The 24841-nt window shown below is 61.3% G+C and carries 21 protein-coding genes, 1 tRNA gene, 2 rRNA genes, 1 pseudogene and 1 CRISPR repeat array (1 of these 26 cut by a window edge); of the genes and pseudogenes, 7 read left to right on the forward strand and 18 right to left on the reverse strand.

Annotated elements, in window-relative coordinates; genetic code table 11:
* Positions 1–54: 54 nt before the first annotated feature.
* Genes cas9 through cas2 form a run of 3 tightly spaced genes read left to right on the forward strand, consistent with a single transcriptional unit; the run spans position 55 to position 4711 of the window.
* Complete coding sequence (gene cas9 / locus AB3G45_RS25780; protein ID WP_367833240.1) at positions 55–3360, forward strand: type II CRISPR RNA-guided endonuclease Cas9; 3306 nt, start codon at positions 55–57, stop codon at positions 3358–3360.
* Positions 3361–3413: 53 nt separating this feature from the next.
* Positions 3414–4340 carry a type II CRISPR-associated endonuclease Cas1 gene (gene cas1 / locus AB3G45_RS25785; RefSeq protein WP_367833241.1) on the forward strand — a complete coding sequence of 309 codons (927 nt, stop codon included), beginning with the start codon at positions 3414–3416 and terminating at the stop codon, positions 4338–4340.
* Positions 4337–4711, forward strand: a complete 375-nt coding sequence (gene cas2, locus AB3G45_RS25790; RefSeq protein WP_367833242.1) for a CRISPR-associated endonuclease Cas2 — start codon at positions 4337–4339, stop codon at positions 4709–4711. Before cas1 ends, cas2 begins: the two co-directional genes overlap by 4 nt.
* Positions 4712–4783: 72 nt before the next feature.
* Positions 4784–6337: direct repeats of the CRISPR family, unit length 36 nt; unit sequence AGCCTAGCAGTTCAGAAATCGCAGGCCAACCGCAAC.
* A 48-nt stretch (positions 6338–6385) separates the two neighbouring features.
* Here cas2 and AB3G45_RS25795 read toward each other — a convergent pair.
* From AB3G45_RS25795 to AB3G45_RS25835, 9 genes and pseudogenes are all read right to left on the reverse strand, one after another.
* A pseudogene (locus AB3G45_RS25795) lies at positions 6386–7251 on the reverse strand (IS630 family transposase).
* 326 nt (positions 7252–7577) lie between these two features.
* Complete coding sequence (locus tag AB3G45_RS25800; protein WP_367833243.1) at positions 7578–8441, reverse strand: IclR family transcriptional regulator; 864 nt, start codon at positions 8439–8441, stop codon at positions 7578–7580.
* Between the two features lie 68 nt (positions 8442–8509).
* Positions 8510–9640, reverse strand: a complete 1131-nt coding sequence (locus AB3G45_RS25805; RefSeq protein WP_367833244.1) for a serine hydrolase domain-containing protein — start codon at positions 9638–9640, stop codon at positions 8510–8512.
* Positions 9637–10503 (reverse strand): sugar phosphate isomerase/epimerase family protein, encoded by an 867-nt coding sequence (locus AB3G45_RS25810; protein WP_367833245.1) that lies wholly within the window; start codon positions 10501–10503, stop codon positions 9637–9639. Before AB3G45_RS25810 ends, AB3G45_RS25805 begins: the two co-directional genes overlap by 4 nt.
* Before the next feature lie 110 nt (positions 10504–10613).
* Positions 10614–11069: a type II 3-dehydroquinate dehydratase gene (aroQ, locus tag AB3G45_RS25815; RefSeq protein WP_367833246.1), complete on the reverse strand. Its 456-nt coding sequence runs from the start codon at positions 11067–11069 to the stop codon at positions 10614–10616.
* 44 nt (positions 11070–11113) lie between these two features.
* A complete protein-coding gene (locus AB3G45_RS25820) occupies positions 11114–12280 on the reverse strand; it encodes a Gfo/Idh/MocA family protein (protein WP_367833247.1) in 1167 nt (388 codons plus the stop codon).
* A 36-nt stretch (positions 12281–12316) separates the two neighbouring features.
* On the reverse strand, positions 12317–13600 hold the full coding sequence (locus tag AB3G45_RS25825) for a TRAP transporter large permease (protein WP_367833248.1): 1284 nt from the start codon (positions 13598–13600) through the stop codon (positions 12317–12319).
* An 11-nt stretch (positions 13601–13611) separates the two neighbouring features.
* Positions 13612–14103: a TRAP transporter small permease gene (locus tag AB3G45_RS25830; RefSeq protein WP_367833249.1), complete on the reverse strand. Its 492-nt coding sequence runs from the start codon at positions 14101–14103 to the stop codon at positions 13612–13614.
* Between the two features lie 75 nt (positions 14104–14178).
* The gene (locus AB3G45_RS25835; RefSeq protein ID WP_367833250.1) at positions 14179–15165 is read right to left on the reverse strand and encodes a TRAP transporter substrate-binding protein; all 987 of its coding nucleotides are present in this window, start codon (positions 15163–15165) and stop codon (positions 14179–14181) included.
* Between the two features lie 230 nt (positions 15166–15395).
* On the opposite strand from AB3G45_RS25835, the gene AB3G45_RS25840 reads away from it, so the two are divergent.
* The 4 genes from AB3G45_RS25840 (at position 15396) to AB3G45_RS25855 (ending at position 18842) form a co-directional block, all read left to right on the forward strand.
* Positions 15396–16169 (forward strand): SDR family NAD(P)-dependent oxidoreductase, encoded by a 774-nt coding sequence (locus AB3G45_RS25840; RefSeq protein ID WP_367833251.1) that lies wholly within the window; start codon positions 15396–15398, stop codon positions 16167–16169.
* Positions 16170–16238: 69 nt separating this feature from the next.
* A complete protein-coding gene (locus AB3G45_RS25845) occupies positions 16239–16841 on the forward strand; it encodes a nuclear transport factor 2 family protein (RefSeq protein ID WP_367833252.1) in 603 nt (200 codons plus the stop codon).
* A gap of 33 nt (positions 16842–16874) precedes the next feature.
* On the forward strand, positions 16875–17714 hold the full coding sequence (locus AB3G45_RS25850) for an intradiol ring-cleavage dioxygenase (protein WP_367833679.1): 840 nt from the start codon (positions 16875–16877) through the stop codon (positions 17712–17714).
* A 51-nt stretch (positions 17715–17765) separates the two neighbouring features.
* Positions 17766–18842, forward strand: a complete 1077-nt coding sequence (locus AB3G45_RS25855) for a maleylacetate reductase (protein ID WP_367833253.1) — start codon at positions 17766–17768, stop codon at positions 18840–18842.
* 144 nt (positions 18843–18986) lie between these two features.
* Here the strand turns inward: AB3G45_RS25855 and AB3G45_RS25860 are convergent, their stop codons facing one another.
* The 9 genes from AB3G45_RS25860 to AB3G45_RS25900 form a co-directional block, all read right to left on the reverse strand.
* The gene (locus AB3G45_RS25860) at positions 18987–19280 is read right to left on the reverse strand and encodes a hypothetical protein (RefSeq protein WP_367833254.1); all 294 of its coding nucleotides are present in this window, start codon (positions 19278–19280) and stop codon (positions 18987–18989) included.
* Positions 19277–19609 (reverse strand): Arm DNA-binding domain-containing protein, encoded by a 333-nt coding sequence (locus AB3G45_RS25865; protein ID WP_367833255.1) that lies wholly within the window; start codon positions 19607–19609, stop codon positions 19277–19279. Before AB3G45_RS25865 ends, AB3G45_RS25860 begins: the two co-directional genes overlap by 4 nt.
* A complete protein-coding gene (locus AB3G45_RS25870; protein WP_064334525.1) occupies positions 19533–20096 on the reverse strand; it encodes a YecA family protein in 564 nt (187 codons plus the stop codon). Before AB3G45_RS25870 ends, AB3G45_RS25865 begins: the two co-directional genes overlap by 77 nt.
* Entirely contained in the window at positions 20093–21667 is a 1575-nt protein-coding gene (locus AB3G45_RS25875) for an IS66 family transposase (protein WP_160788236.1), read from the reverse strand. The genes AB3G45_RS25870 and AB3G45_RS25875 overlap by 4 nt, the downstream gene beginning before the upstream one ends.
* A gap of 48 nt (positions 21668–21715) precedes the next feature.
* Positions 21716–22072, reverse strand: coding sequence for an IS66 family insertion sequence element accessory protein TnpB (gene tnpB / locus AB3G45_RS25880; RefSeq protein ID WP_160788235.1), 357 nt, complete (start codon positions 22070–22072; stop codon positions 21716–21718).
* A complete protein-coding gene (locus AB3G45_RS25885) occupies positions 22069–22539 on the reverse strand; it encodes a transposase (protein WP_160788234.1) in 471 nt (156 codons plus the stop codon). Before AB3G45_RS25885 ends, tnpB begins: the two co-directional genes overlap by 4 nt.
* A 381-nt stretch (positions 22540–22920) precedes the next feature.
* Positions 22921–22997 (reverse strand) — tRNA-Met (locus AB3G45_RS25890).
* A gap of 107 nt (positions 22998–23104) precedes the next feature.
* Positions 23105–23219 (reverse strand): 5S ribosomal RNA (gene rrf / locus AB3G45_RS25895).
* A gap of 247 nt (positions 23220–23466) precedes the next feature.
* Positions 23467–24841, reverse strand: a 23S ribosomal RNA gene (locus AB3G45_RS25900) (it continues 1423 nt past the right edge of the window).

The following is a 24841-nucleotide window of genomic DNA, read 5'->3' on the forward strand; positions in this document are numbered from 1 at the left end:
GTGGAACGTCAATTAACTGCGAGCGGGCAAGAAATAATCTCAAAGGAGGGGAGTATGAAAACGCTTGGACTCGATCTCGGTACAAATTCACTCGGCTGGGCGATCATCGAAACGCGCGATGAGCCCGCAAAATATAGTGAGGGACGCATCGTCGCCAGCGGCGTGCGCATCTTCTCCCAATCCGAGATGGCCGGGCGCGATCCGCAGTCGAAGGCGTCGCTGGCCGTGGCGCGGCGTCAGGCGCGTGGGTCAAGGCGCCGGCGGGATCGCTATCTGAAGCGGCGGCAGCGCCTTGTCGACCTTCTCGTCGATCTCGGGCTGATGCCCGCCGACAAGGCCGCTCGCGCGGAACTGGTGAAGAACCATGGCGATGGAAAGACGGGCGACCTCTCGTCATCCGTCTATGCCTTGCGCGCGCGGGCGCTGGACGAGGCGCTGTCGCCCTATGAGATAGGCCGCGCGATTTTCCATCTCAACCAGCGCCGCGGCTTCAGGAGCAATCGCAAGGCCGACAGCAACGACCCTGAACAGGGCCTGATCTCCGAGGGGATGCGCGCGCTCGATGAAAAGATGGCGGAAGCGGGCGCGCGGACCATCGGCGAATGGCTGCATATGCGCCGGCTGCAAAGCCTGCCGGTTCGTGCCCGCATTGCGCCTGACGGGGAAGGCTATGCCTTCTATCCCTCGCGTGGCGCGCTTGAGCGCGAATTCGACCGGATCATAGCTCGACAGACGCTTTTTTATCCCGACCTGCTCACCGATGCGGCAATCCGGGAACTGCGCGAGGTGGTCTTCCACCAGCGCCCGCTGAGACCGGTGAAGCCGGGGAAATGCTCCTACAATCCGCTGGAGGAGCGGTTGCCGAAGGCGCATCCCCTGTTCCAGAAATTCCGGCTGCTGAAGGAACTCAACGAACTGGAAATCGTCGGGGAGGACCAGAAACACATCAAGCTGACGCCGGAGCAGCGCAATGCTCTCGCACTTCAGCTGCGCACGAGCCTCACCAAGCAGGGCAAGGTGCCCTTCTCGAAGTTGCGGAACACGCTGAAGCTCGGGCGCGAGGTGCGCTTCAACAAGGAGACCGACAACCGCAGCGATCTCGAAGGCGACGTGATCTATTTCCGCCTGTCGCGCCCGGAATGCTTCGGCAACCGCTGGGCGGACCTGCCGGTGGAGATGCAGGCGGCAATCACCGAGAGACTGCGCACCGAGCCTGACTACAACGCCCTCATGAACTGGCTGAGAACGGAGGCGGGATTGGACGAGGCGCATGCCCGGGCGGTGGCCGACACACCGGTGCCGGACGGTTTCGGCAGGCTGGGGCAATCCGCACTGACCGCGCTCATCGATGCGCTGGAAAACGAAGCGGGCGAGGGTGGTTTCGTCATCACCGAGGCCGAGGCGGCGAAGCGGGTTTACGGCCGCAGTAATTCCGAAGCCGATCCGAACCGCAAGGGCGTTGATCAACTTCCGAAATATCAGGAGGTGCTGGCGCGCCACATTCCTCCGGGAACGGGCGAACCCGACGATCCCTACGACGATTTCATGGGCCGCATCACCAATCCGACGGTCCATATCGCGCTCAACCAGTTGCGCCGCGTGGTCAACGCGCTGATCCGAACATACGGCAAGCCGGACCGGATCGCCATCGAGGTCGGGCGAGACCTTCCATTGGGACCGGATGAACTCCGCAAGGTCAATGATCGTATACGCAAGAACACAAACGCAGCCATCGAGCGCGGCAAGAAACTCGTTGAGACCTTCCGGCAGTTGGACACCGGTTACAATCGCCTCCGGCTGGAATTGTGGGAGGATCTGAACCAGAAGCCGGAAAACCGTGTCTGCATCTATTGCGGCAAGGCCATCGCCGGCCACATGCTCTTCAACGGCGAGACGGATATCGATCACATCCTGCCCTATTCGAAGACGCTGGACGACAGCAAGGCGAACCGGATCCTGTGCTGCACCTCCTGCAATCGCGAGAAGAAGAACCGGCCTCCGTCGCGCGTGCCGCAATGGCGCAGTCGCTATGGCGAGATTCTGGCGCGCGCCACGACGCTGCCGAAGAACAAGCAATGGCGCTTTGGCGAAGACGCCATGACGCGCTTCGGCGAGGAGGACGGTTTTCTCGCCCGGCAATTGACCGACATGCAGTATATTTCCCGGCTGGCGCTGACCTACCTCGCCCATCTCTACGACTACGAGGAAGTGGACCTCGACGGTATCTACAAGCGGCATGCCCGTGTGCGTGCCTTGCCCGGGCGGATGACCGAGATGCTGTGCCGCCAGTGGAGCCTCAACGAGCTTCTGCATGGCCACAATCTCATCGGCGCCGACATGGCCAAGCCGAAGAACCGGCTGGATCATCGCCACCACGCCATCGACGCCATCGTCATCGCCTGCACCTCGCGTGCGCTCATCCAGCGGCTGGCGACGGCTTCCGCGGCGGCCGAGGAGCGCGGGGCCGAGCGTGTCGTCGAGCGGATCGATCAGCCCTGGGCCGGCTTCCGTGAGGACGTTCGTGCGGCGGTGGGTGCCATCGTCGTCAGCCACAAGCCGGATCACGGCACGGTGGGCCGCGAAGGCTATGCAAAGGGTCGCGGGCAGACGGCGGGCAAGCTGCACAACGATACCGCCTACGGGCACACCGGCGAAAAGGACGCCGGCGGCAACGATATCGTCGTGCGCCGCATTGCCATCACCGATATCAGGAGCCCCGCCGATATCCTGAAGATCAGGACGAATGCGCACGGCCATTCGGAGCTGAGGGACCGGCTTTACGAGGCGACTCGCGGGCTGGAGGGCAAGGCGTTCGAACAGGCGGTGCTGGATTTCGTCACGGGCGATGCGAAATTCAGCGGCATCCGCCACGTCCGCATCACCGAGGTGCAGAACCCCGTCTGGATCACGCATGGCGACGGGCGGCACCGGAAGGGCTATCTGCCGGGCGGCAACGATCGTTTCGACGTCTGGGAGCTGGCGGACGGCAAATGGGATGCCGAAGTGGTGACGACCTTCGATGCGCACCGCCCCGGCTTCGTGCCCCGCATGCGGCTCGAAAACCACAATGCCCGCAAGATCATGAGCCTGAAGAAGGGGGATATGGTCGCCTATGACGATCCCGATAGCGGGAAGCATATCGTCGCCATCGTCCGCAAGTTCGACCAGCGCAACAAGCAGCTTTACCTCGATCCGCACAACGAGGCGGGCAATCTCGACAAACGGGAAAAGGAGAAAACCTACAAGCCGCTTCGCCCGATGCCCAACCCATTGAAAAAATACAGGCCGCGGCAGGTCCGCATCGACGAGATAGGCCAGGTGTTCGATCCCGGACCTTGGTGGGAAAAGCAGGACGGTTAACCAAGGATTAAGATTTGCCGGACGCAGGCACACGATTGAGTTAGCCTCTCAACATGCAGCGTGTGGTTGACCTTTCCTCTGATGGCCTGCATGTGGCCGTTCATCGTGGTTTCCTTACCGTGTCGAAGGACCGGGAGGAGATGGGCCGCGTAGCGCTCGATGACATCGGCGGCGTTATCGCCCATGCACACGGGCTGACATGGTCCAATACAGTCTTCGTTCGCCTCTCGGAGCGGGCGGTGCCGGTTGTGTTGTGCGCGGCGAACCATGCGCCGGTGGCCTGTGTCTGGCCGCTGCAGGGCAATCATCTGCAGGGCAGGCGGCTGAACGCCCAGGTGGACGCGTCGCGGCCTTTGGCCAAGCGCATCTGGCGCGACATCGTGGTTGCGAAGATCCGGATGCAGGGCGCAATGCTGGCATCGGTCGGGGCGGAGGCCGGTGCATTCGACATGCTTGCCCGCAAGGTCCGCTCCGGCGATCCGGACAATGTGGAGGCCCAGGCGGCGCGGCGTTATTGGCAAGCGTTCATGGGGCCGGATTTCCGGCGCGATCAGGATGGCGAAGGTGTCAATGCGCTCCTGAATTACGGCTACACGGTGCTGCGCGCGATCATCAGCCGGGCCATCTGCGCCGCCGGTCTGCATCCCTCGATCGGGCTCCACCACTCCAACCGCGCCAACGCCTTTGCCCTGGCGGACGACCTGATGGAGCCCTATCGACCGATCATCGACAGGGCCGTCTACAATCTCGTGCAGGACGGGTTGCGAGAGGTTTCGCCCAAAGCGAAGACCGCGCTGGTGACATTGACGGCGCTGGATCTGCCGGCACCGCACGGCATGAGCCCGCTGCACGTGCATGCAACGCGACTTGCACAGCAACTGGCGGCGCTTTTCGACAAGGAGGACGAGGGCCTGGAGCTGCCTTCGCCCCTTGACCCGCTGACGTTATCTGGCCTTGCACGGCAGGGCGGGACGCCATGACGACGCTCCATACGGAAAAACGGGGAGAGCGGACCACACCATCCTTCATGTCCGCTTATCGGATGATGTGGATGCTCGTTACGTTTGATCTGCCGGTGGATACGAAAAGGCATCGCGCCGAAGCTACGAAATTTCGCCAGTTCCTGCTTGATCAGGGCTTTGAGATGAGCCAGCTTTCGAATTACCTTAGATTGGTGAACGGGCAGGAACAGTTTGAAACCTACACGCGGCGAATCGGATCGCGTCTTCCGGAGCGGGGCGATGTTTTCATCTTTCAATTTACGGACAGGCAGTATGAAAATATCGTCCGATTCAGCGATCAAAGCCGCCGCACCCGAAAGAAAAATCCCGAACAGATTGCTCTTTTCTAGTGTCCACGGGCCACTTCATGGCGTGATAAAGCCCCAAAACCCCCGTCGAAACAGGGGTTTGGGGCAATATCGAGCCTAGCAGTTCAGAAATCGCAGGCCAACCGCAACGCCAGCGGCTCCAGAAGCCGATCCTTTCCGAGCCTAGCAGTTCAGAAATCGCAGGCCAACCGCAACGGCGCGCGTCGACCAGCACGACGGCAAGGTAGCCTAGCAGTTCAGAAATCGCAGGCCAACCGCAACAATCGTGTGGCCTGATGCGGACGACGGGTCAGCCTAGCAGTTCAGAAATCGCAGGCCAACCGCAACAGAGCGGTCGCAACGCCGCCCAGCGCCTTTAGCCTAGCAGTTCAGAAATCGCAGGCCAACCGCAACTAGCGGCGCATCGCCGTCTGCCATTCGTATAGCCTAGCAGTTCAGAAATCGCAGGCCAACCGCAACTGGTTGATGGTTGCGGTGTCCAGCGTGACGAGCCTAGCAGTTCAGAAATCGCAGGCCAACCGCAACGGCCCGGACGAAGGAAGACGCCGACGAGTTAGCCTAGCAGTTCAGAAATCGCAGGCCAACCGCAACCAATGGCTCCTCGCTAACGAGCGAAACCGCAGCCTAGCAGTTCAGAAATCGCAGGCCAACCGCAACCGCCTACGACTGGTGTGGCAGCGACGTGACAGCCTAGCAGTTCAGAAATCGCAGGCCAACCGCAACTTCGATGGCGGCACCACGCTCTGGCTGATCAGCCTAGCAGTTCAGAAATCGCAGGCCAACCGCAACGCTTGCGCGGCGATATCGTCGCGGCTCGATAGCCTAGCAGTTCAGAAATCGCAGGCCAACCGCAACGAGACCAGCGTGGAGGGATTTGCGATAGCCAGCCTAGCAGTTCAGAAATCGCAGGCCAACCGCAACATCTGCGCTTCGCTCGCCCTGGCCAGGTCCAGCCTAGCAGTTCAGAAATCGCAGGCCAACCGCAACGACTTCGCCGATGTCGAGATCCTCGATGGTAGCCTAGCAGTTCAGAAATCGCAGGCCAACCGCAACAATAGGGCTTCCAGAGGCGTCTCGCGAGGCAGCCTAGCAGTTCAGAAATCGCAGGCCAACCGCAACGGATACATCTTCGTCAAGGTGGCCGCGACCAGCCTAGCAGTTCAGAAATCGCAGGCCAACCGCAACCGGCAGCCTGGTCAGATGCTCACGCATCGAAGCCTAGCAGTTCAGAAATCGCAGGCCAACCGCAACGACGGCCAGTGACCGTCTGCATGTTGAAGCAGCCTAGCAGTTCAGAAATCGCAGGCCAACCGCAACGCTACACGATCTCGATCGACGCTTACATCCAGCCTAGCAGTTCAGAAATCGCAGGCCAACCGCAACAGCTCCTTCGCGATCTTGGCTTCGGACCAGAGCCTAGCAGTTCAGAAATCGCAGGCCAACCGCAACGGTGCGGATGATCTCTGCGCGCGAGGCGCAAGCCTAGCAGTTCAGAAATCGCAGGCCAACCGCAACTGGTTGGCCATCGGGCGTACGCAATTGGAAAGCCTAGCAGTTCAGAAATCGCAGGCCAACCGCAACCGCCATGTCTTCGGCGTATTCGTTTCCCGCAGCCTAGCAGTTCAGAAATCGCAGGCCAACCGCAACCGATTGCGGATGCGTGTTGCATCGGGTGTCAGCCTAAAGCGTGTCGCGTTATTGAGCCTCATATCCTGCAGCTTTGAAGAAATTTCTGCATTCTTCGACTGAGAAAAGGCGGCTCGCTTTCGCAAGAGCGTCTTGAGCTTGGAAAACGCCATTTCGATGGGATTGAGGTCTGGCGAGTATCGCGGCGGGAAGAAGAGGTGTGCGCCTGCGGCCCGGACGGCACGACGGACGGCCTGGCCCTTATGGCTGCCGGGATTGTCGAGGGTGACGATGTCGCCCTTGGCGAGCGTGGGGACGAGGACCCTGTGGATGTAGAGGGTAAAGAGCTCGCCGTTTATCGGTCCGTCGATGATCCAAAGGGCATCGATGCGGTCGCAGCGTAAAGCGGCAATGAAGGTCAGGGTTTTCCAGTGCCCGTGCGGGACCGCGGCACACAGGCGTTGGCCACGCGGTGCCCACCTCCCGAGCGGCGCCATGTTGGTCTTGATCCAGGTCTCATCGAGAAAGACCAGCCGCGGTGCTTCGATCCGCCGGTGATTGGGTCTTCCAACGCAACCGTTTCCTGGCAATGTCCACCCGCGTCTGCTCGGCCGGCAGCACCGTTTTTTTGAAGCTCAGGCCCTCGGCCCGGACGCACACCCAAACGGCGCGCCGCTCGGTCTTGGCGCCGCGTTCGGCCGGTTCCGCCACGAGGCCCCGTGTCGTGAACGGGCCGGATGGACAGCGCTGGCGCAGCCAGGCGGCCCGTTCACCGGACGGGGTCCGCGGCTTGCCACTGCCGACGCGGCCCGCCGTCAGGGCGCCGGTCTGCGCAAGACGCCTCTTCCATTTCGAAACGCAGGCGGGTGCGATCGCAAGCATTCCAGGCGCGCCATCGCCCGTTCGCGAAGATCTTCACAACAGGGCTGGGTCATCCATGCCGGCCGTCCTTTTCCGGTACGGACAGACAAGTACATCTCTGCTGAGATGCGAATCCGAGATTCCGAAAAATCCAAGCGTGTTCTAGCGAATGCAACTTCAGGTAAGTCCAAGACCAGCATACGATTGGCCGCTGCGCCGTGGACAGAACCATAGGACAGCGAGAAAACGCTGTAGAACTGTCCCGTCGTTTCGGTGATGAAAGTGGCATTCTCCATGGGCTCGCAGTCAGCGGCAGCCTTGAGTGTCTTGCGCCCCACCGTAATCCATACGGGAAGGGCAAGGCGGATACCCTTCGAGCCGGCTATGGGTGCACTACCTTTCAACTGGCGGCCGGAACCTGAAGCATCTCGATTGCCTTGGCCAGAATGTCCGAGCATTTTTCCCGCACCTCCTCCGAGTAGCGGGTTTCGGGCATGACGACATTGAGGGCCGCGAGCGGGTATCCGGCGGCCGAAAGCAGCGGGCGCGCCATGCCCACCGTACCCGGCGTGAATTCGCCCGCCACAAAGGCAAGGCGGGTTTCGCGGATTTCCTCCAGCTCGGAGAGGAGCCTGTCTTTGCTGGTGATCGTAAACGGTGTAATCGGCCGCAGCGTTACGCGTTCCAGATATTCGTTCCGCATGTCCCGGGGAAGGAACGCGAGCAGGGCCTTGCCTCCGGAGGTGGCATAGAGTGGCGCGGAATCGCCGATCCGCATCGTATAGAGAAGGCGGTGTTGCCCGACCACGGCCGCGACGACCTCGGACTTGTCGCCCTTCAGGAAATTCAGGGCGCTGGTCTCGCGTGTCGCATCCGAAACCCAGGCAAGCACCGGCCCGGAAGCTGCGACGAGGTCGCCCGCAGCGCTCGTCTTCTTGGCGAGCGTGAGGATAGCGGGGCCGAGGCTGTAGCTTTTCGTCTCCGAGTTGTAATGCAGATATCCTCGGCTGGAGAGGGTCTTCAGAAGCTGGGTCAGGCTGCTCTTCGGAATGTCGAGTTCCTCGGCCATCTCCGTATGCGTCCGCTCCGCATCCCACCGCCCCAGCAGCTCGAACAGGTCCAGCACCCTTGTCGCCGACTTGACGGAGACGGCTTCCGATTTTCCACTCAGGGCGTCACGCATCGTTCCGGCCTCCCGCAATCTCGCAGAATAGGCCGTGTCGGCGGAAGCAACCGGCATCGCAGGCCGCGCGCCCTGGTCCAAGATACATCGAGAGGCACTCCGTTCAAATAATGGTCCGGAACACCCTCCTCCGGACCAGTTGTCAAGCGTTACAAGCAGCTATAGAGAGCGTCAATCAGTCGTCGGGGGCGCGGGCCGTTGTTGCGCGTCGGTCGCATCAGGTTCATCGCATAGCCGAAACCGAGTTTGGCCTCCGGATCAACGTAGCCGAGCGAGCCCCCTGCGCCGCTGTGGCCCCACGCCGTTTCGTTCGGCCCCATATAGACGTCGACACAATTGCGGCGCACCCCGAGCCCCATGCGAATGTCGTGGCTGAGCACCGCTTCCACGCCTTCCCACTGCACCTCGCAAATCCGCTGAAGCGCTTCCTTCGTCACGATCGCTTCGTCGTTGAGGGCGAGCTTTCCATAGAACTTCGCGATGGAGCGCCCGTTGCCATGGCCATTGGCGCTGGGGATCTCGGACATGCGGTACTGTTCGCTGTTGAAGGCGTCGTCGCGTTCGGCGTCGAACTGCGCCCGCGAGGCGACGAGAAGATCGTTGAGAGGGCTGGGGGCATATTGGGGATCGTCATAGCCGGGCCCGGGCGTGAAGCGTGCGCAACGCGCGAGCTCCGGACGCGAAAGCCCGACCTGGAAGTCGATCCCGAAGGGTGCGCCGATCGTCTCGCGCAGGATGCGACCATAGGACTTGCCCGTCACCCGACGGACGAGTTCACCGGTCAGGTGGCCGACGGTCATCGGATGATAGGCGCGAAACGTGCCCGGTTCGTGCGACGGCGCCTGACGCTCAAGCGCCCCGACGAATGCGTTCCAGTCGTAGATCGCTCCAGGCCACATCGGCTCGCGGACGACTTCGAGCCCGGAGGTATGCGACAGGACATGCCGGACGGTCACGCCGGACTTGCCGGCCTGGGCGAACTCCGGCCAGTATTTCGCGACCGGGGCGTCGATCTCGAGCAGGCCGCGGTCGAACAGCTTCTGCATGACGATTGAATCGAACCCCTTGGCGACGGACATCAGATTGACGATGGTGTCCTGAGACCAGGGCGTCGTGCGGCTGTCGTCCGTGTACCCGCCCCAGATATCGACGATCGTGCGGCCGTCGATGACGACGGAGCAAGATGCGCCGATCTCCCGGTCCACCTCGAAATTGGCGGCAAACGCATCGCGTACAGCCAGAAACGCTGCGTCGCAATGGCCTTCAATTTTAACTGTCACGATCGTTCCTTTCCGCTGGTTGCCGATACAGGGGTGCCCGGATTGCGTGCCGTATGCTGCGCGAGCACGGCCCGGGTCTTGTCCGCGCAGAGCCTCGCTCGCGCCTGGAAATCAAGATGTTGGTAGCGGGCGCAGGGCGCCTCGACGGAGCAGACCGTATGGGGCGCCATCCGGTCGAGAAGATCGAACAGGGGCAGTTCGCCATCGCCGGGATATAGCCGCTCGTAGCGCGACTCCTCCCGCAGGTCGTCTGGCCGGGGCGGAACCGACGGCGCATCGCACAGATGCACGAAATTGAACAATCCAGGATCAAGGCCGTCGAGATCGGAAGGCTTGCCGCCCGAACGGGCAAGGTGCAGGGCGTCAACCAGAAGGCCTGGTCTAACCGCTTCCGGCACGGCCCTGATCAACCGCAAGGCTTTCGGAAGGTCCGTAACGAGCCCCCAATAGGGGACGAACTCCAAGGATGCCTGGATGCCGTAGCTTCCGGCAAGCTCGCAATACCTTCCGAACATGTCGATGGCGTGCGAGACATCGGGATCGTCTATCGCGGTGATGGCGAGTCCGACGCCCCATTTCTGGCCAAGCGCGAAGGCCGGCTCGAAACTCGATAGGTCGGTGTCGGGACCGATAATCATGCTTTCGATGTCATTCACCCGCATGCCGTTGGCATCAAGAACGGCTTCGATCTCGCGGACGACCGCGGGTCGATCGACAATGGAATGAAACACGGCGGCGGCGGGGGGCGCGACGAGCCTGAGGCCCACCGCGTCGAAGCCGGCGGCGGCGCACGCCCTGACGAATTCCGTTGGCTCGGCGTCGATCATCGTCAAGGCCGCCATCGAGAGAACCGGTGAAGTCATCGCCATCTCCAGGAAACTGTGTCTAGGTCCGACCGTGGGGCCGGACCCTGCTGTCGACCGGCGGAAGCCGGCAGGAGGGCTGCGCCTGCCCGTTTCGACAGGCGGCGGCCTCAGGGAGCCGGCGAATCGAGAATCATCTTCATCGCGTCGACGGCGAGCACATAACCGTTGGCCCCAAGCCCAGCGATCAGACCGCTTGCGGCGGGCCGGATATAGGAGTGGTGGCGAAACGCCTCGCTGGCATCGAGCTTGACCCTCAGATGCAGCTCGATGAACGGCGCGGTGGCGATTTTCAGCGCATCGAACAGACCGATCGAGGTATGAGTGAAGGCGGCCGGGTTGATGACGATGCCAGCGACCTTGTCACGCGTCTCGTGAATCCAGGTGATGAGGTCGCCTTCGTAGTTGCTCTGGCGAAAGTCGATCTTGAGGCCCAGCTCGGCACCGCGCGCCTCTACCATCTTCTGGATGTCGGCCAGCGTCGTATGGCCGTAGAGGTGCGGTTCGCGCACGCCCAGCATGTTCAGGTTCGGGCCGTTCAGAAACAGAATGGTTCTTTCAGACATTTTCATCCTCTGACAGGGTTGGAAGGTTGGCTTGATACGGGGAATTACAGGGAGACCGGGGTCCATTTTCCAGCTTCGGCGCTGGACTGGATCGCGGCATCGACGAAGCGGACGCCGAGCGCGCCGTCGATGTGGTCGGGATAGGGCACCTTCTCACTGCGCTTGAGCAGCCGGCCGGCCACCGCCTCGGCCACGTCGGAATAGACATTGCCGATCGCCTCGATGAAGCCTTCCGCGTGGGCGGGCGCGATCCTCGATGCGGCGAGCGATTGCGGCAGCATGCCGACGCCGCCCCGCGTCAGGATCTTGCGTTCGCCGCCGAGGCTGTGCACCAGCAGGTGGTTCGGGTCCTCCTGGAGCCACTCGAAGCCACCCTTGTCGCCGAAGATCCTGAGCTTGAGACCGTGCCATGCGCCGGCGGCGACATAGCTCGCCCACATGGCGCCGCGGGCGCCGCCGGAAAACCGCATGTTGATCTGTGCGTTATCCTCCAGCTCCCGCCCCGGCACGAAAGTATGCAGATCGGCGGAAACCTCGGTAATGTCTTGGCCGCTGACATAGCTTGCCAGATGGGATGCATGGGTCCCGATCATCGAAAGAACGGCGGAGTTGCCCGCAAGTCCCGCCTTGGTGCGCCAGTGGCCACCCTTCTGTTCCTCCATCGTCGCAGGAAATCCAAGAGCATATTCGACCTGGATGAGGTTGATGCGGCCGAAATCGCCCCGTTCGCACATGGCCTTCGCCTGGCGGACCATCGGATAGCCGCTGTAACCGTAGTTTACGGCGAGGACGACGCCTGCCTTCTCGACCTTGTCGAGCAGCACCGCGGCATCCTGCCAGGACGTGGTCAGAGGTTTTTCGCAAAGGACGTTGAAGCCGGCGTCGACAAGGGCGGCCGAGATTGCGAAATGCGAATGGTTTGGGGTCAGGACGCTGACGAGGTCGACCCCATCCTCACGCTCGCTTTCACCGGCGACTAGCTCGTCGACATCGTCATAGATCCGCGCGGGATCGAGCAGGAGCCCGGACGCGAAGTCACGGCCTCTCACCGGATCGATGTCGAAAGCGCCGGCCACGATCTCGAATTTTCCGTCGAGGCGCGCGGCATAGCGATGGGTCGCACCGATGCCGCTGCCCGCGCCGCCGCCGACGATGCCGAGGCGCAGGCGTCGCCCCAGGGATCGCATGTTGTCAAGAAGAAGTTCGCTCATTACGTCAGTCCCAGAAAACGGAAAACAAAGGTTGGGTCACATTCCGAGCCATTGCGGCAGCCAAAGGCTGAGCCCGGGGATGAAGGCGATCAGGGTGAGTGTGATGGCGCCGACCGCGAGATAGGGCAGGATCGCCCGGAACTGCTGGCCCATGGTCACCCCGGCGAACGCGCCGGTGATGAAGAGCAGCAGCCCGACCGGCGGCGTCAGCAGTCCGAGCATCAGCCCGAAGACCAGAACCATGCCGAACTGGGTGAGATCCATGCCGATCTGCTGGGCCACCGGAAGCAGGACCGGGATCAGGATCAGCATGGCGGGCAGCCCGTCCATGAACGTCCCGAGCGCGAGCAGGAAGAGCACGATCATGAAGATGACCACGGCTGGGTTGTCCGAGATCGCCAGGATCAGGTCCGCGCCGATCCGGGCGAAGCCCGAAACCGTAGCCAGCCACGCAAAGACCGCGGACGTCGCCACGATAATCAGCACGATGGCCGTCTCCAGTGCGCTTTGCATGAAGATGTTCGGCAGGTTGCGTAGGTTCAGGTTACCGTAAGCCACGCCGATTAGAAGGGCGAGGCCGACCGCCACGGCCGCGCTCTCCGTAACGGTCGCGATGCCGAGGCTGACCGAGATGCGGATGAAGATGAACATGAAGACGGCAGGCAGTGCGGCGACGAGGATGGCAGGAAAGCGCGACAGGGGCACCGCCATGGAGACGGGAAAGTTGTTCCTGCGCGCGAGCATGTAGGTCACCAGTATGAGACCGAGCGAATAGACGATGCTCGGCACGATTCCTGCCATGAACATCTTCTCAACAGTCACGCCGGCCACGCCGACGCTAACCGCATAGACGATCAGCGGCACCGACGGGGGCATGATGGGACCATTGATGCAGGCGGCGGACACGACTGCGGCGGAGAAGGCGCCGGAATAGCCCTGCTTCTTCATGGCGGGCACGAGTATCTTGCCGAGCGCCGCAGCTTCGGAAACGGCCGAACCGCTGACGCCGGAGAAAATCACGGCGCTGACAATCGAGGACTGGGCCAGTCCGCCGCGAAAGCGCCCGACGAGAGCATTGGCGAGATTGATGATCTTGTCGGTCACACCGCCGATATTCATAAGGTTCCCGACCAGGATGAACATGGGGACGGCCAGGAGTGAGAAGGCGTCGGCACCGGCGATGGTGCGTTGGGGGACGAGCGTCAGGGGAAGCCTGCCGTCGACAATGATCGCCACCACCGAGCCGAGCGCGATGGAGAAGGCAATCGGAACGCCGAGGGCCAGCAGGACAAGGAAGGCGATAGTGAGGATCGTTGGCACTGCCAGACCTATCAGATTGGAGTTTCACTAATGAGGGGCTGTTCCCAGTCGGCGGTAACGACCCGCTCCAGCCAGAAAAGAAGCATCAACGCTCCCGCGATCGGCATGGCCGCGTAATAGCTGGCCACGCTTATTCCGAGGGCGCCATATGTCTGGCCGAGATTGTCCAGCGTCAGCTTCGCGCCATGCCAGGTGAAAATGACGAACAGAGCTAGGTTCATCAGTTCGACCACCTTCGACAGCGAGGGCCGGTATCGGGCGGGAAGCATCGTATAGAAAAGTTCGACGGCGACATGCCGCTTGCGGCGATACGCGACTGCTGTCCCCAACAGGATGATCCAAACCAGCCCGATCCGCGCCACCTGTTCCGACCAACTGATGGGCAGATTTGATATGTAGCGCATCCATACCGCGAGCAGACAGGTAACGACCACCCCGGCTAAGAACAGCCCGAGCAACGCCATGACGATACTGTCGATCGTTCCACAAATTCTTCTGATCATGATTTCCCCGGCAAGCGAAGATTTGCGATGCGACCCGCGCCGGCATCGGCGCGGGTCGTGCGGAGAGCATCGATGTCAGGCGATGCTGTGAATCCGCTTCACCCACTCCGTAACGTGGGGGAACTCCAGATGCAGATCGGTAACGGTGGCGGCAAAGGCCTGCTTGTCGACCTCATTGACTTCGACCTCTTCCGCCTTGACCTTCTCGATCAGGTCGGCCTCGCCGGCCTGAACCTTCGGACGAAACTCGTCCTCCATCTCTCGGGCAGCCCGATGCAGGGTGGCGCGCTGTGCGTCGTCGAGCGAACTGTAGACGGAATTTCCGATGACGACGACATTGTCGGCAAACATGTGCTCCGAGAGAGCGAGCTTCTTGTTGGCCGCGAAAAGCCCGTTCTGGAAGCTAGTGGCGAGAGGGTTTTCCTGTCCGTCGATGACGCGGGTCTGCAGGCTCGAGAAGACCTCGGGGAACGGCAAGGGCGTGGGCGCGGCGCCGAATTTCTCGAATGCCTTGACCCACATCGGGGTCTGTGGCGTCCTGATCTTCAAGCCCTTGATATCCGCGGGCGTCACGATGGTCGTGTTCGATGTTATGTGGCGCCCCATGCGGGGAATGGCGCCGAGGATGCGCAGCGGAACCGTTTCGAGCATCCTTTCGGAGAAATCGTCGATGATCGCGGTCATGGCGCGGTCCTTGTGCCCGACATCGCGGAACACATAGGGATAGACGAAAATATCGGCCTGGTTGAACCAGCCCGAGAGAAGTGGCGCGCCCGGCGCCGCGAACTGGATCGTTCCCTGCAGGATGCCTTCGACGTGATCCCGGTCGTCGCCGAGCGCGTCGCCGTGGAACCGGTCAGACGTGATCTGTCCCGACGTCAGCTCGGTGACGCGCTCGGCAAAGAAATCGAATGCCTGCGCTGTCGTATCGGACATCGCGGCGTTCGACGCGCCGACCCATCGGAGCGTCTTTGCGCGCAGGATTGCGGGCGTGGCGGCCACGAACGCGGACGCGGCGGTTGCAACCATTAACGACCGGCGCGAGAGGCCGGCATTCAACATTCTAGACATATTCCCTCCCAGCAGACCGCTTGAGTTCGGGCGAACCTCCTCCCAGATTGCGGGGCCGCTCCGAAGCCTGCGCAGTGAAGACTAGCAGCGGGAGATCGGTTGTCAAATAATATGTGTTCTCATATGAGAAATAAAATATGGACATGAACTAACTTGCCGATTAATCTTTGCCTTGGCGCGACAGGTGGGAAGCCGTCGCGGGGGAGAGATCGGAGGTAAACATGTCCGGCTACGGCTTTGATGGGCGAACGGCCCTTGTCACCGGTGCCAGTTCCGGCATCGGACGAGCGGTCGCGCTCGCGCTCGCCCGGCAGGGGGTTAGGGTCATTGCCGTGGCGCGCAAGTCCGAGGGGCTTGCCGCGCTCGCAAGGGATGCGGGGAATGATCGGATCGTTGTCGCTTCGGCCGACCTGCGCTCGCCCCAGGCCATCGACGCCCTGCTTGACGGGTTGCGGGACGCGATGGCGAAGATCGACATTCTTGTCTGCAGTGCCGGCGTTTCGCTGGGAACGGAGTTGCTGCAGGACGCCGATCCAGCCGACGTGCAGACGATCATAGACACGAACATAAAAGGGGTCGCGCATCTCGTGGCAAGGCTTTCTCCCTCGCTCGTGAAGCGGGAGGCCGCGCATGTCGTCACGATGGGCGCCGTAGGCGGGGAGTTTCCGTATCCGGGGAGCGCTGCCTATGCGGCGAGCAAGGCGTTCGTCCGACAGTTCGCCCTGTCCTTGCGCGCGGACTTTCTCGGCACACCCGTCCGCGTGACGAATATCGAACCGGGCATGGTGAGGACGGACTTCGCCACTGTCCGCCTGCGCGGGAACGCGGCGGCAGCCGAGGAAACGTTCAAGGGCGTCGTGCCGCTCGAGGCCGAGGACATCGCCGATGCCGTTCTCTGGGCCGTTAGCCGCCCAGCGCATGTCAATGTCAATCGGATACAGATTATGCCGCGTGATCAGGCCTTCGGGCATTTCGCGTTCAATCGGAGGGTGTAGTCCCGAGCCGCGTGATCACGCGCCAAAAAGAAATTCCCATACATGAACAGATGCAAGGATGAGACCGACATGAACGCCAACCTTAACGATGAACTTCAAATCCGCCAGCTCCTCGAGAACTGGGCCGTCTGGCGCGATGCGGGCGACTGGCAGCGCTTCAGAAGCGTCTGGCACGATGATGGCCGCATGATGGCCACTTGGTTCCAAGGCAGCGCCGACGAGTTCATCGCCGTCAGCAAGAAGGGCCTGGAGAGCGGTGTGAACATTCTTCATTTCCTTGGCGGCACATCGATCGACATCGAGGGCGACCGGGCCATCTCGCAGACAAAGATGACCATCAGCCAGCGCGCGAAAGTGGAAGGCCACCTCTGCGACGTGGTGTGCACCGGGCGCTTCTACGACTTCTTGGAACGGCGCGGCAGAACCTGGGGGATCGTCCTGCGGCAGCCGATCTACGAGAAGGACCGGATAGATCCGATCGACCCCGCCACCCGGCCCTCCCTCGATGCCGAACTGCTCGCAAAGTTTCCCGAAGGATACCGGCACCTCGCCTATCTGCAGGAAGGGCTCGGCTTCACCGTCAAGCTGGACATGCCCGGACTTCTCGGCCCAGAGGTCGAGCACCTCTACGCGCGAGGCCGCAACTGGCTCGCCGGCGCAGAGACGCCGTAACCCGCTGGCGCCAAGATCCGGGAAAGGGGAGGAATCATGAGCTATTTTTCCGAAGAGAACTCCGCCGAGATCGTCAACGGGCGTATCGGAAGTGCGGCACTTCCGCGTCCGGCGGAGGTTATGTCTGCTCTCGTGCGTCATTTGCATGCCTTCGCGAGCGAGGTTCATCTCACCCAGAAGGAATGGGAACTCGGCGTGGAGTTCCTGACCCGGGCTGGACACCTTTGTTCGGACGAACGGCAGGAATTCATTCTGCTGTCGGATACGCTCGGCTTCTCCATGCTCGTGGATGCGATAAACAACAGGCGCCCCCCCGGGGCAACAGAGAACACGGTTTTCGGCCCCTTCCATGTCGCGAATGCCCCGCTGCGCACGATGGGCGACACCATCTCGCTCGATGGAAAGGGAGAAAGCTGCCTTTTTGAAGGGATGGTGCTCGATCTCGAAGGCAACCCCATTATGGGGGCCTGCTTGGATGTCTGGTCGGACAACGCGGACGGCTTCTATGACGTGCAGCAGCCCGGCATTCAGCCGAAATGGAACAATCGGGGGCGCTTCATCACGCAAGCCGACGGCTGTTACAGCTTCGTCGGCATCCGTCCTGTAAGCTACCCGATCCCGGATGACGGTCCGGTCGGACAATTGCTCGCATTGCTGGGGCGCCACCCCTACAGGCCGGCGCACATGCATTTCCTGGTGACGGCGGACGGCTTTCAGAAGCTTGTGACGCACATATTCGTGGGCGACGATCCCTATCTCACCTCAGATACGGTTTTCGGCGTCAAACAAAGCCTGATCGCCCCGTTCAGCCGTGTGGAGAACGGTCAAACCGCCTGGCGGGCTCCCTTTGATTTCGTTCTGGTTGCGGCGTGAGCCGGAACCGCTCCAGAGTGACGTTCCTCCGCATGCATCTAGGGGATAGCTATGACCTATTTCAGTGAATCCTTCACCATGCAAAGCGCGGCCGTCCGGGTCCGCTTCGCAGCTGGTATCCGCCATGAGCTCGCTGAGGAAATCGCCCGCCTGAAAACGAGTCGGCCCCTTGTCCTGACGACGCCGCAGCAGGCCGATGCCGCCGAAAGCTTCGCGGAACTTTGCTGCTGCGAGGACGTTTCGATTTTCACCGGGGCCGCCATGCATACGCCGGTTGAGATTTCGGAACGTGCCACGGAACAGGCGCGAAATTTCGCCGCGGATGTGCTGGTCGCCGTCGGAGGCGGCTCAACTACCGGCCTTTCCAAGGCGATCGCCCTGCGCACCGATCTGCCGCAGATCATCATCCCGACCACCTATGCCGGGAGCGAGGCAACCGCTATTCTCGGACAGACGGAAAGCGGGCTGAAGACCACCCTGACCTCGCAGGCTGTCCAGCCCGAGGTCATCCTCTACGATCCGGAGCTCGTCGCCACCCTGCCCGTCGCGCTGACCGTGACGTCGGCCCTCAATGCCATGGCCCATGCCGCCGAAGGGCTTTATGCTAGGGACAGATCACCGATTTCCTCGCTGATGGCGGTCGAAGGCCTGCGCGCCTTTCGCAGCGCCCTTCCAGGACTGGTGACCGATCCCGCCAACATCGCCTTGCGGGCTGAAACCCTGTATGGCGCCTGGCTGGGAGGAACCGTCCTGGGGCAGGTGGGCATGGCTCTGCACCACAAGCTTTGCCATGTGCTCGGCGGAAGCTTCAATCTTCCCCATGCCGAAACCCATGCCGTCATCCTGCCACACGCCATAGCGTTCAACGCCGGGGCAGCCAGGACACAGCTCGCGCCAATCGCGGACCTGTTCGGTGATCCCAATCCCGGCCTTGGATTGTACCGTTTCGCGCGGTCCGTTGCGGCGCCCTCATCGCTGCGCGATCTGGGATTGCCGGAGCAGGAACTGGAACGCGCGGCACTACTGGCGACCGCGAATCCCTACTGGAATCCGCAACCGTTCGACAGCGGCTCCATCCTTCGCCTGTTGCGCGGAGCGTGGATCGGTGAGGCTCCTGACCTCTACTGAAAGCAGTGACGCCACCACAGGCCATTTATGGTGGGAACGCAAAGCTTCCTCTTGTGCAACCTTGGAGCCGTTGCGGAGATGATGCCGGCATGGTGCGCGGTTGATACCAAAACCGTTCTGGAAACAATATCGGATTAGTCGAGATCACGGCCAGCAGGCCAGCGCATTCCAGCGCTTGTTGTGCGCCCGGACGAAACATTTCAGGACCGATCGATTACAGCGGTTGTCAGCCCCCGCAACCAGTGTTGCTGAATAAGCCTCGTTACCCCGGTAGCGAGGCTTTTTGTTTGTGGCTTGCCCGAGTAGCATGATTGCCCTGAGTTCGCCCACGAGTTCGATATGGAGCTCGCCCTCACCATCGGGCGTAAACCGGATCGTGCTGACCAGATCGCGCAGAACTTCGACCGCCTCGTTGCGGGCAATCTCGTCCTTGTTCAATGGCTTCTGTCAATGCCGCGACCTTGCGGCGGTAGATGCCGCTCAGACCCGGATGAGGAGGTCGGAGAGAAGATAACGTCCTTGGCGAGGAGCACTTTGACGGCCTCACGCTTGTCGCGCGCTTCCTGAAGCGACACGGTCGGATAGGAGCCGTGGCTGAGGAGCTTCGGCTTGCCGTTGAAGCGATAGGCCGTGAGCGCAACGAAGAGCCCACGGCTTCCGTGATTGACTGAATAGGCTTCCGGCTGTCGGTCAGAACTTTTGCTTTGCCCGCTTCGGCATAAAATAGGCTCGGATCTTGACGAGCGCTTCGGCGACGGCAACGGCATCCTGACGGGTCGCGTTCCGTTTTGCCTCGCCGAGCTTGCGGATGGGCGCGACGATATCCCCAGTGACGGCATGACCTCCAAGGACGGGCTGCCAAAGCTTGGGCGCGTACCTTGTTCCCAATAGAAAGCAGAGGTCCCAAGCGAAGGGATCAAAGGTTTGATCATCGATCTTGGTGAACCTGGGCCGATGATCTTTCGGCGTTTCGGCGAGGCTTGCCGATATCCGGTTGTATTCCGCAACGATGGTCTGGACGGCTCGATGCTCGGTTGTTTCCATTGGCAGGTTCAGGGCATCCGGGCCAGTCAGCTCCGGGATCCACTGACGCGGGTCGATAAACCTCGGGCCGATGATGAGAGCCGTGAGATAGCCGTCGAGGCCGCTCATCGACCAGATCGGCGAGACTGGACGGCGTGCCCTGATAAACGCCTCGAACGCCTCGTCATCGAGCTTCGGTCGTGCCGTAGCCCCTTGGCTGTTCTGTGTCATGCCGCCCGTCGCTCCTGATCTGCAATGCTCTCGCGGTTGGCCTTCCAGGTCCATGGAAAGAGCGTATCCATCTGGTTCGCGGTCACCTTGCCGGAGATGATGCGCTCGAGCACGTCGGCAAGCCAAGCTTCGGGGTCTACACTATTGAGCTTTGCCGTGTTGACGAGCGATGCGAGGACCGCGAACGTCTTGCCACCGCGTTCGCTGCCCACGAACAACGAGTTCTTCCTCGTCAGAGCCACCGATTTCATCGAACGCTCGACCACATTGGAGTCCACTTCGATCCGGCCATCCTCCAGGAAGGCTGCCAGTCCGTTCCAGTGGTTGAGCGTGTAGGTGACGGCCTTGCCAAGCGCCGATTTCGACGACACCTCGTCGCTCAGTTCGGTGAGCTGGGCCTTCAGTTCGCTCATGATGGGCGCTGCCTCGCGACGCCGCACCGTGAGCCGGGTATCGGCATTTTCGCCGCGCAGTTTCGCTTCGATCCGATAGAGCTCGGCAATCCTGGCAAGGATCGACAGGGCCTCAGCAGACCCGGTCATCTTGACGATTTCGACGAACTTGCGTCGGGCATGGGCAAGGCAGAAGGCCAGCCGCATGGGAGCGACATTGCTCCTCCCCCGGCGCTTGGCCAAGGTTTTATAGGCTTGGTACCCATCGACCTGGAGCACGCCGGCAAACGACGACAATTGCCCCTCGACCTCGCGCGCGCTGCGGCTTTCGGCAAAAGTATAGGCCACCGCCGGCGGCGCCGGACCATTCCATGGCCGATCGTCGACCGCCTGCGCCCAAAGTTGGCAGACCTTGGTTCGCTTACGCCCCGGATCAAGCCGCGGGAGCGGCGTCTCATCACAGAACACCCTTGGCTGGGAGCGGATGAAGGCAAGCAGCGCGTCATAGAGAAGCTCAAGCCACCAGGCGACCCGCGTCACCCAGGCCCCGAGCGTGCCGCGATCGATGATCACGCCGCAGGAGGCAAGCATCTGCGCCTGGCGATGAAGCGGCAAATGCCAGGCGAACTTCGAAACGGCGACATGGGCGGCAAACGCCGTGGTCACCATGCCGCCGTCCATCACACGCGCCGGCGCTGGCGCTTGCACAATGGCACTCTCGCAGGCCCGGCATGCGTAGCGCGGCCGGATCGTCCGCTTCACCCGGACAACCGCCGGCACGATGTCGAGCGCCTCACTGACGTCCGTGCCGATGCAATGCAGCTCGAACGAGCAGCACGGGCAAATCTTGCTCTCCGGCTCGATGAGCTCTTCATACCGTGGGAGATGCCTGGGTAACCGGCCGATGTTGCGCGCCGGCGATCGCCGCTCCTGCTTTCGGCCGTCAGCCACGGGTGCAACATCGTCATTGGCCGCCGCGGGAATGTCGCTGAGATCGCCAAGCTCAAGCGTCGCCTGCTTCGGGTCGATCGCCGTCATCTTCTCCGATTTCGGCCCAAAGAGCTGCCGCTCCAGGAAGGCAACGCGCGCCTTGAGGTCGGCATTCTCTGCATCGAGCGAGAGAATGATTCGGCTCAATTGCGCGGCATCCTGAGGTAAAGGGTCGGGTCGAAGCGGCATGGCAGACCCTAGCACATGACCCTGAATCTTCAAGCAAATCCAATAGGATCAGCCTGCTTTCGTTGGCCGCTTTACGGTGTTTCGCCTGACCCGCGTCCAGTCGATACCGGCCAGCAAAAGGGAGAACTCCTGGCTACTCATCTGCATCGCGCCATCACGGATCGGTGGCCAAACGAACGTGCCAGCCTCCAGCCATTTCGTCGCCAGGATCATGCCTGATCCGTCCCAATAAATGCAGCGCAGGCGATCGAGACGCTTGGCGCGGAACACGAACACGTCACCACAGTAGGGATCAGCTGCAAGCGCTGACGCCACCAGCGCAACAAGCCCATTCATGCCGCGCCGGAAGTCGACCGGCTGCGTCGCCACCATGATCTTCACTCCACCAGGCGAAAGTCCAATCACCGGCGTGCTCGCAACGTTGCCACGATCGCCTGCGCCAATTCGGGCGCCACCGAGCCGATCACGGTCATACGCGCGCCAGCAATCTCGATCTCAATACGCCCCGCGGCGTCATGGGCGACATCCGACGGCGAGTTCTCGCAAGACGTTCTATCGCCAACCACCGTCACCGGCACGAACATGGCCTGCTGTGCGCCGGCTTGCGCGGATCGTCGAGAGGTCAGCCCGGCTTCGCGCCGCCAGACGTTCAGCAGGCCGCGATTGACGCCCCAGCGCCGGGCGATCGCCGAGATGTTCACGTCAGGTTCTGCACTTTCGGCAAGGATCCGCGCCTTCTCCTCGTCGGTCCAATTCCGCCGCTGGCGTCGACCCGTGATCACCTCGATCCGACGATACTTTCCCTCATGCCTGGCTTCATGCATGCCTTCATCCATGGCTTCAAGCATGGCATCAGCGCGATCTTCGACCATCCCGTTCCGCTCCTATCGGTGAAGGAGCTGTTCTCGCGGCCGCGATCGCAAAAGGAAAGGTGGGGTGTTCGTCGCGCTCACGATAGGCCTGCCGCCAGAGCTTGGAGCCGGTCGGCTGGACGAGGAGGAAAGCCCTCCCCCGTCGCTCATCTTGCGGGACTTGTCGGAGGGTTTGGCATTCTTGCAGGCGGTTTCTGTCAGAGCCATGATGGTATCTCCGGGTGGCCATTTGAACCTATCCGCAAAAATACCAACAAAAATCGCGGCTGTCAGCGGACCTTCCCGGACGGGGATGGAACCGCATTCATGCCTTACCGCGTTGTTTTAATTGGAGAAGCTGGCTTTTTATGGCCTTCCGTGGACCCCGATGGAAGGCTGATTTGGTTGCGGGGGCAGGATTTGAACCTGCGGCCTTCAGGTTATGAGCCTGACGAGCTACCGGGCTGCTCCACCCCGCGTTATTGTTTTGTTTTTGCTTATCACGCAAAAGGGCCGCTTTGAGGGCGGCCCGCTTTCGGCTTGGGCCGACGTTTGTTTGGAGAAGATTGTTGATTGCCTTTAGCAGACCTGGCAGCGACCTACTCTCCCGCGTCTTGAGACGAAGTACCATTGGCGCTGGGGCGTTTCACGGCCGTGTTCGGAATGGGAACGGGTGCGGCCACCCCGCCATGACCACCAGGTCGGCTAAGGGCAATCAATTGAGAAGCTGGTAGAAGGCAGAGCCTTCGTTTGTCTTAATTTTGTGAACACGTCTTGTTTGACCTTGCCAGACGCCTTCGGCCGGGGGCCGCAAGCGCAGAGCGCGTCGCCAATCGTCTGGCGCGCCGTCCGCAGGGCAGCGATCGTGAGATCGCGGTGCGCCCGTGAGGACATAAGATCGGCATCATCAGTGCAGCGATGCTGCGCTGATGAGCATGAACAATGAGAACGATCAAGCCAATCGAGCTATTAGTACCGGTAAGCTTCACACATTGCTGCGCTTCCACACCCGGCCTATCAACGTGGTCGTCTTCCACGGCTCTCAAGGGAATACTCGTTTTCAGGTTGGTTTCCCGCTTAGATGCCTTCAGCGGTTATCCATTCCATATATAGCTACCCTGCTATGCCCTTGGCAGGACAACAGGTCCACCAGAGATATGTCCATCCCGGTCCTCTCGTACTAGGGACAGATCCTGTCAATATTCCTACACCCACGGCAGATAGGGACCGAACTGTCTCACGACGTTCTGAACCCAGCTCACGTACCGCTTTAATTGGCGAACAGCCAAACCCTTGGGACCTGCTCCAGCCCCAGGATGCGATGAGCCGACATCGAGGTGCCAAACAACCCCGTCGATATGGACTCTTGGGGGTCATCAGCCTGTTATCCCCGGCGTACCTTTTATCCGTTGAGCGATGGCCCTTCCACGCGGGACCACCGGATCACTATGACCGACTTTCGTCTCTGCTCGACTTGTCAGTCTCGCAGTCAGGCGGGCTTATGCCATTGCACTCGACGACCGATTTCCGACCGGTCTGAGCCCACCATCGCGCGCCTCCGTTACTCTTTCGGAGGCGACCGCCCCAGTCAAACTACCCACCATACACTGTCCCGGACCCGGATGACGGGCCGCGGTTAGACATCCATGACGATAAGGGTGGTATTTCAAGGATGGCTCCACGCAAACTGGCGTCCGCGCTTCAAAGCCTACCACCTATCCTACACATGCCGACACGAATGCCAGTGTAAAGCTATAGTAAAGGTGCACGGGGTCTTTCCGTCTAACCGCAGGAACCCCGCATCTTCACGGGGAATTCAATTTCACTGAGTCTCTGCTGGAGACAGCGGGGAAGTCGTTACGCCATTCGTGCAGGTCGGAACTTACCCGACAAGGAATTTCGCTACCTTAGGACCGTTATAGTTACGGCCGCCGTTTACTGGGGCTTCGATTCAAAGCTTGCACCTCTCCTCTTAACCTTCCAGCACCGGGCAGGCGTCAGACCCTATACGTCGTCTTGCGACTTCGCAGAGCCCTGTGTTTTTGATAAACAGTCGCTACCCCCTGGTCTGTGCCACCCCACTCCACTTGCGTAAAATGGGGTCACGCTTCTTCCGAAGTTACGCGTGCAATTTGCCGAGTTCCTTCAGCAGAGTTCTCTCAAGCGCCTTGGTATGCTCTACCTGACCACCTGTGTCGGTTTCGGGTACGGTCTATACGGTGGAGCTATTTCCTGGAACCTCTTCGCCGCACAACCAATCCAATAAGGATGTACGACATACGAGATCCGTCACTACCACCAGGCCCACGAATATTAACGTGGT

Source organism: Shinella sp. S4-D37 (assembly GCF_040812195.1).
GTDB lineage: Bacteria > Pseudomonadota > Alphaproteobacteria > Rhizobiales > Rhizobiaceae > Shinella.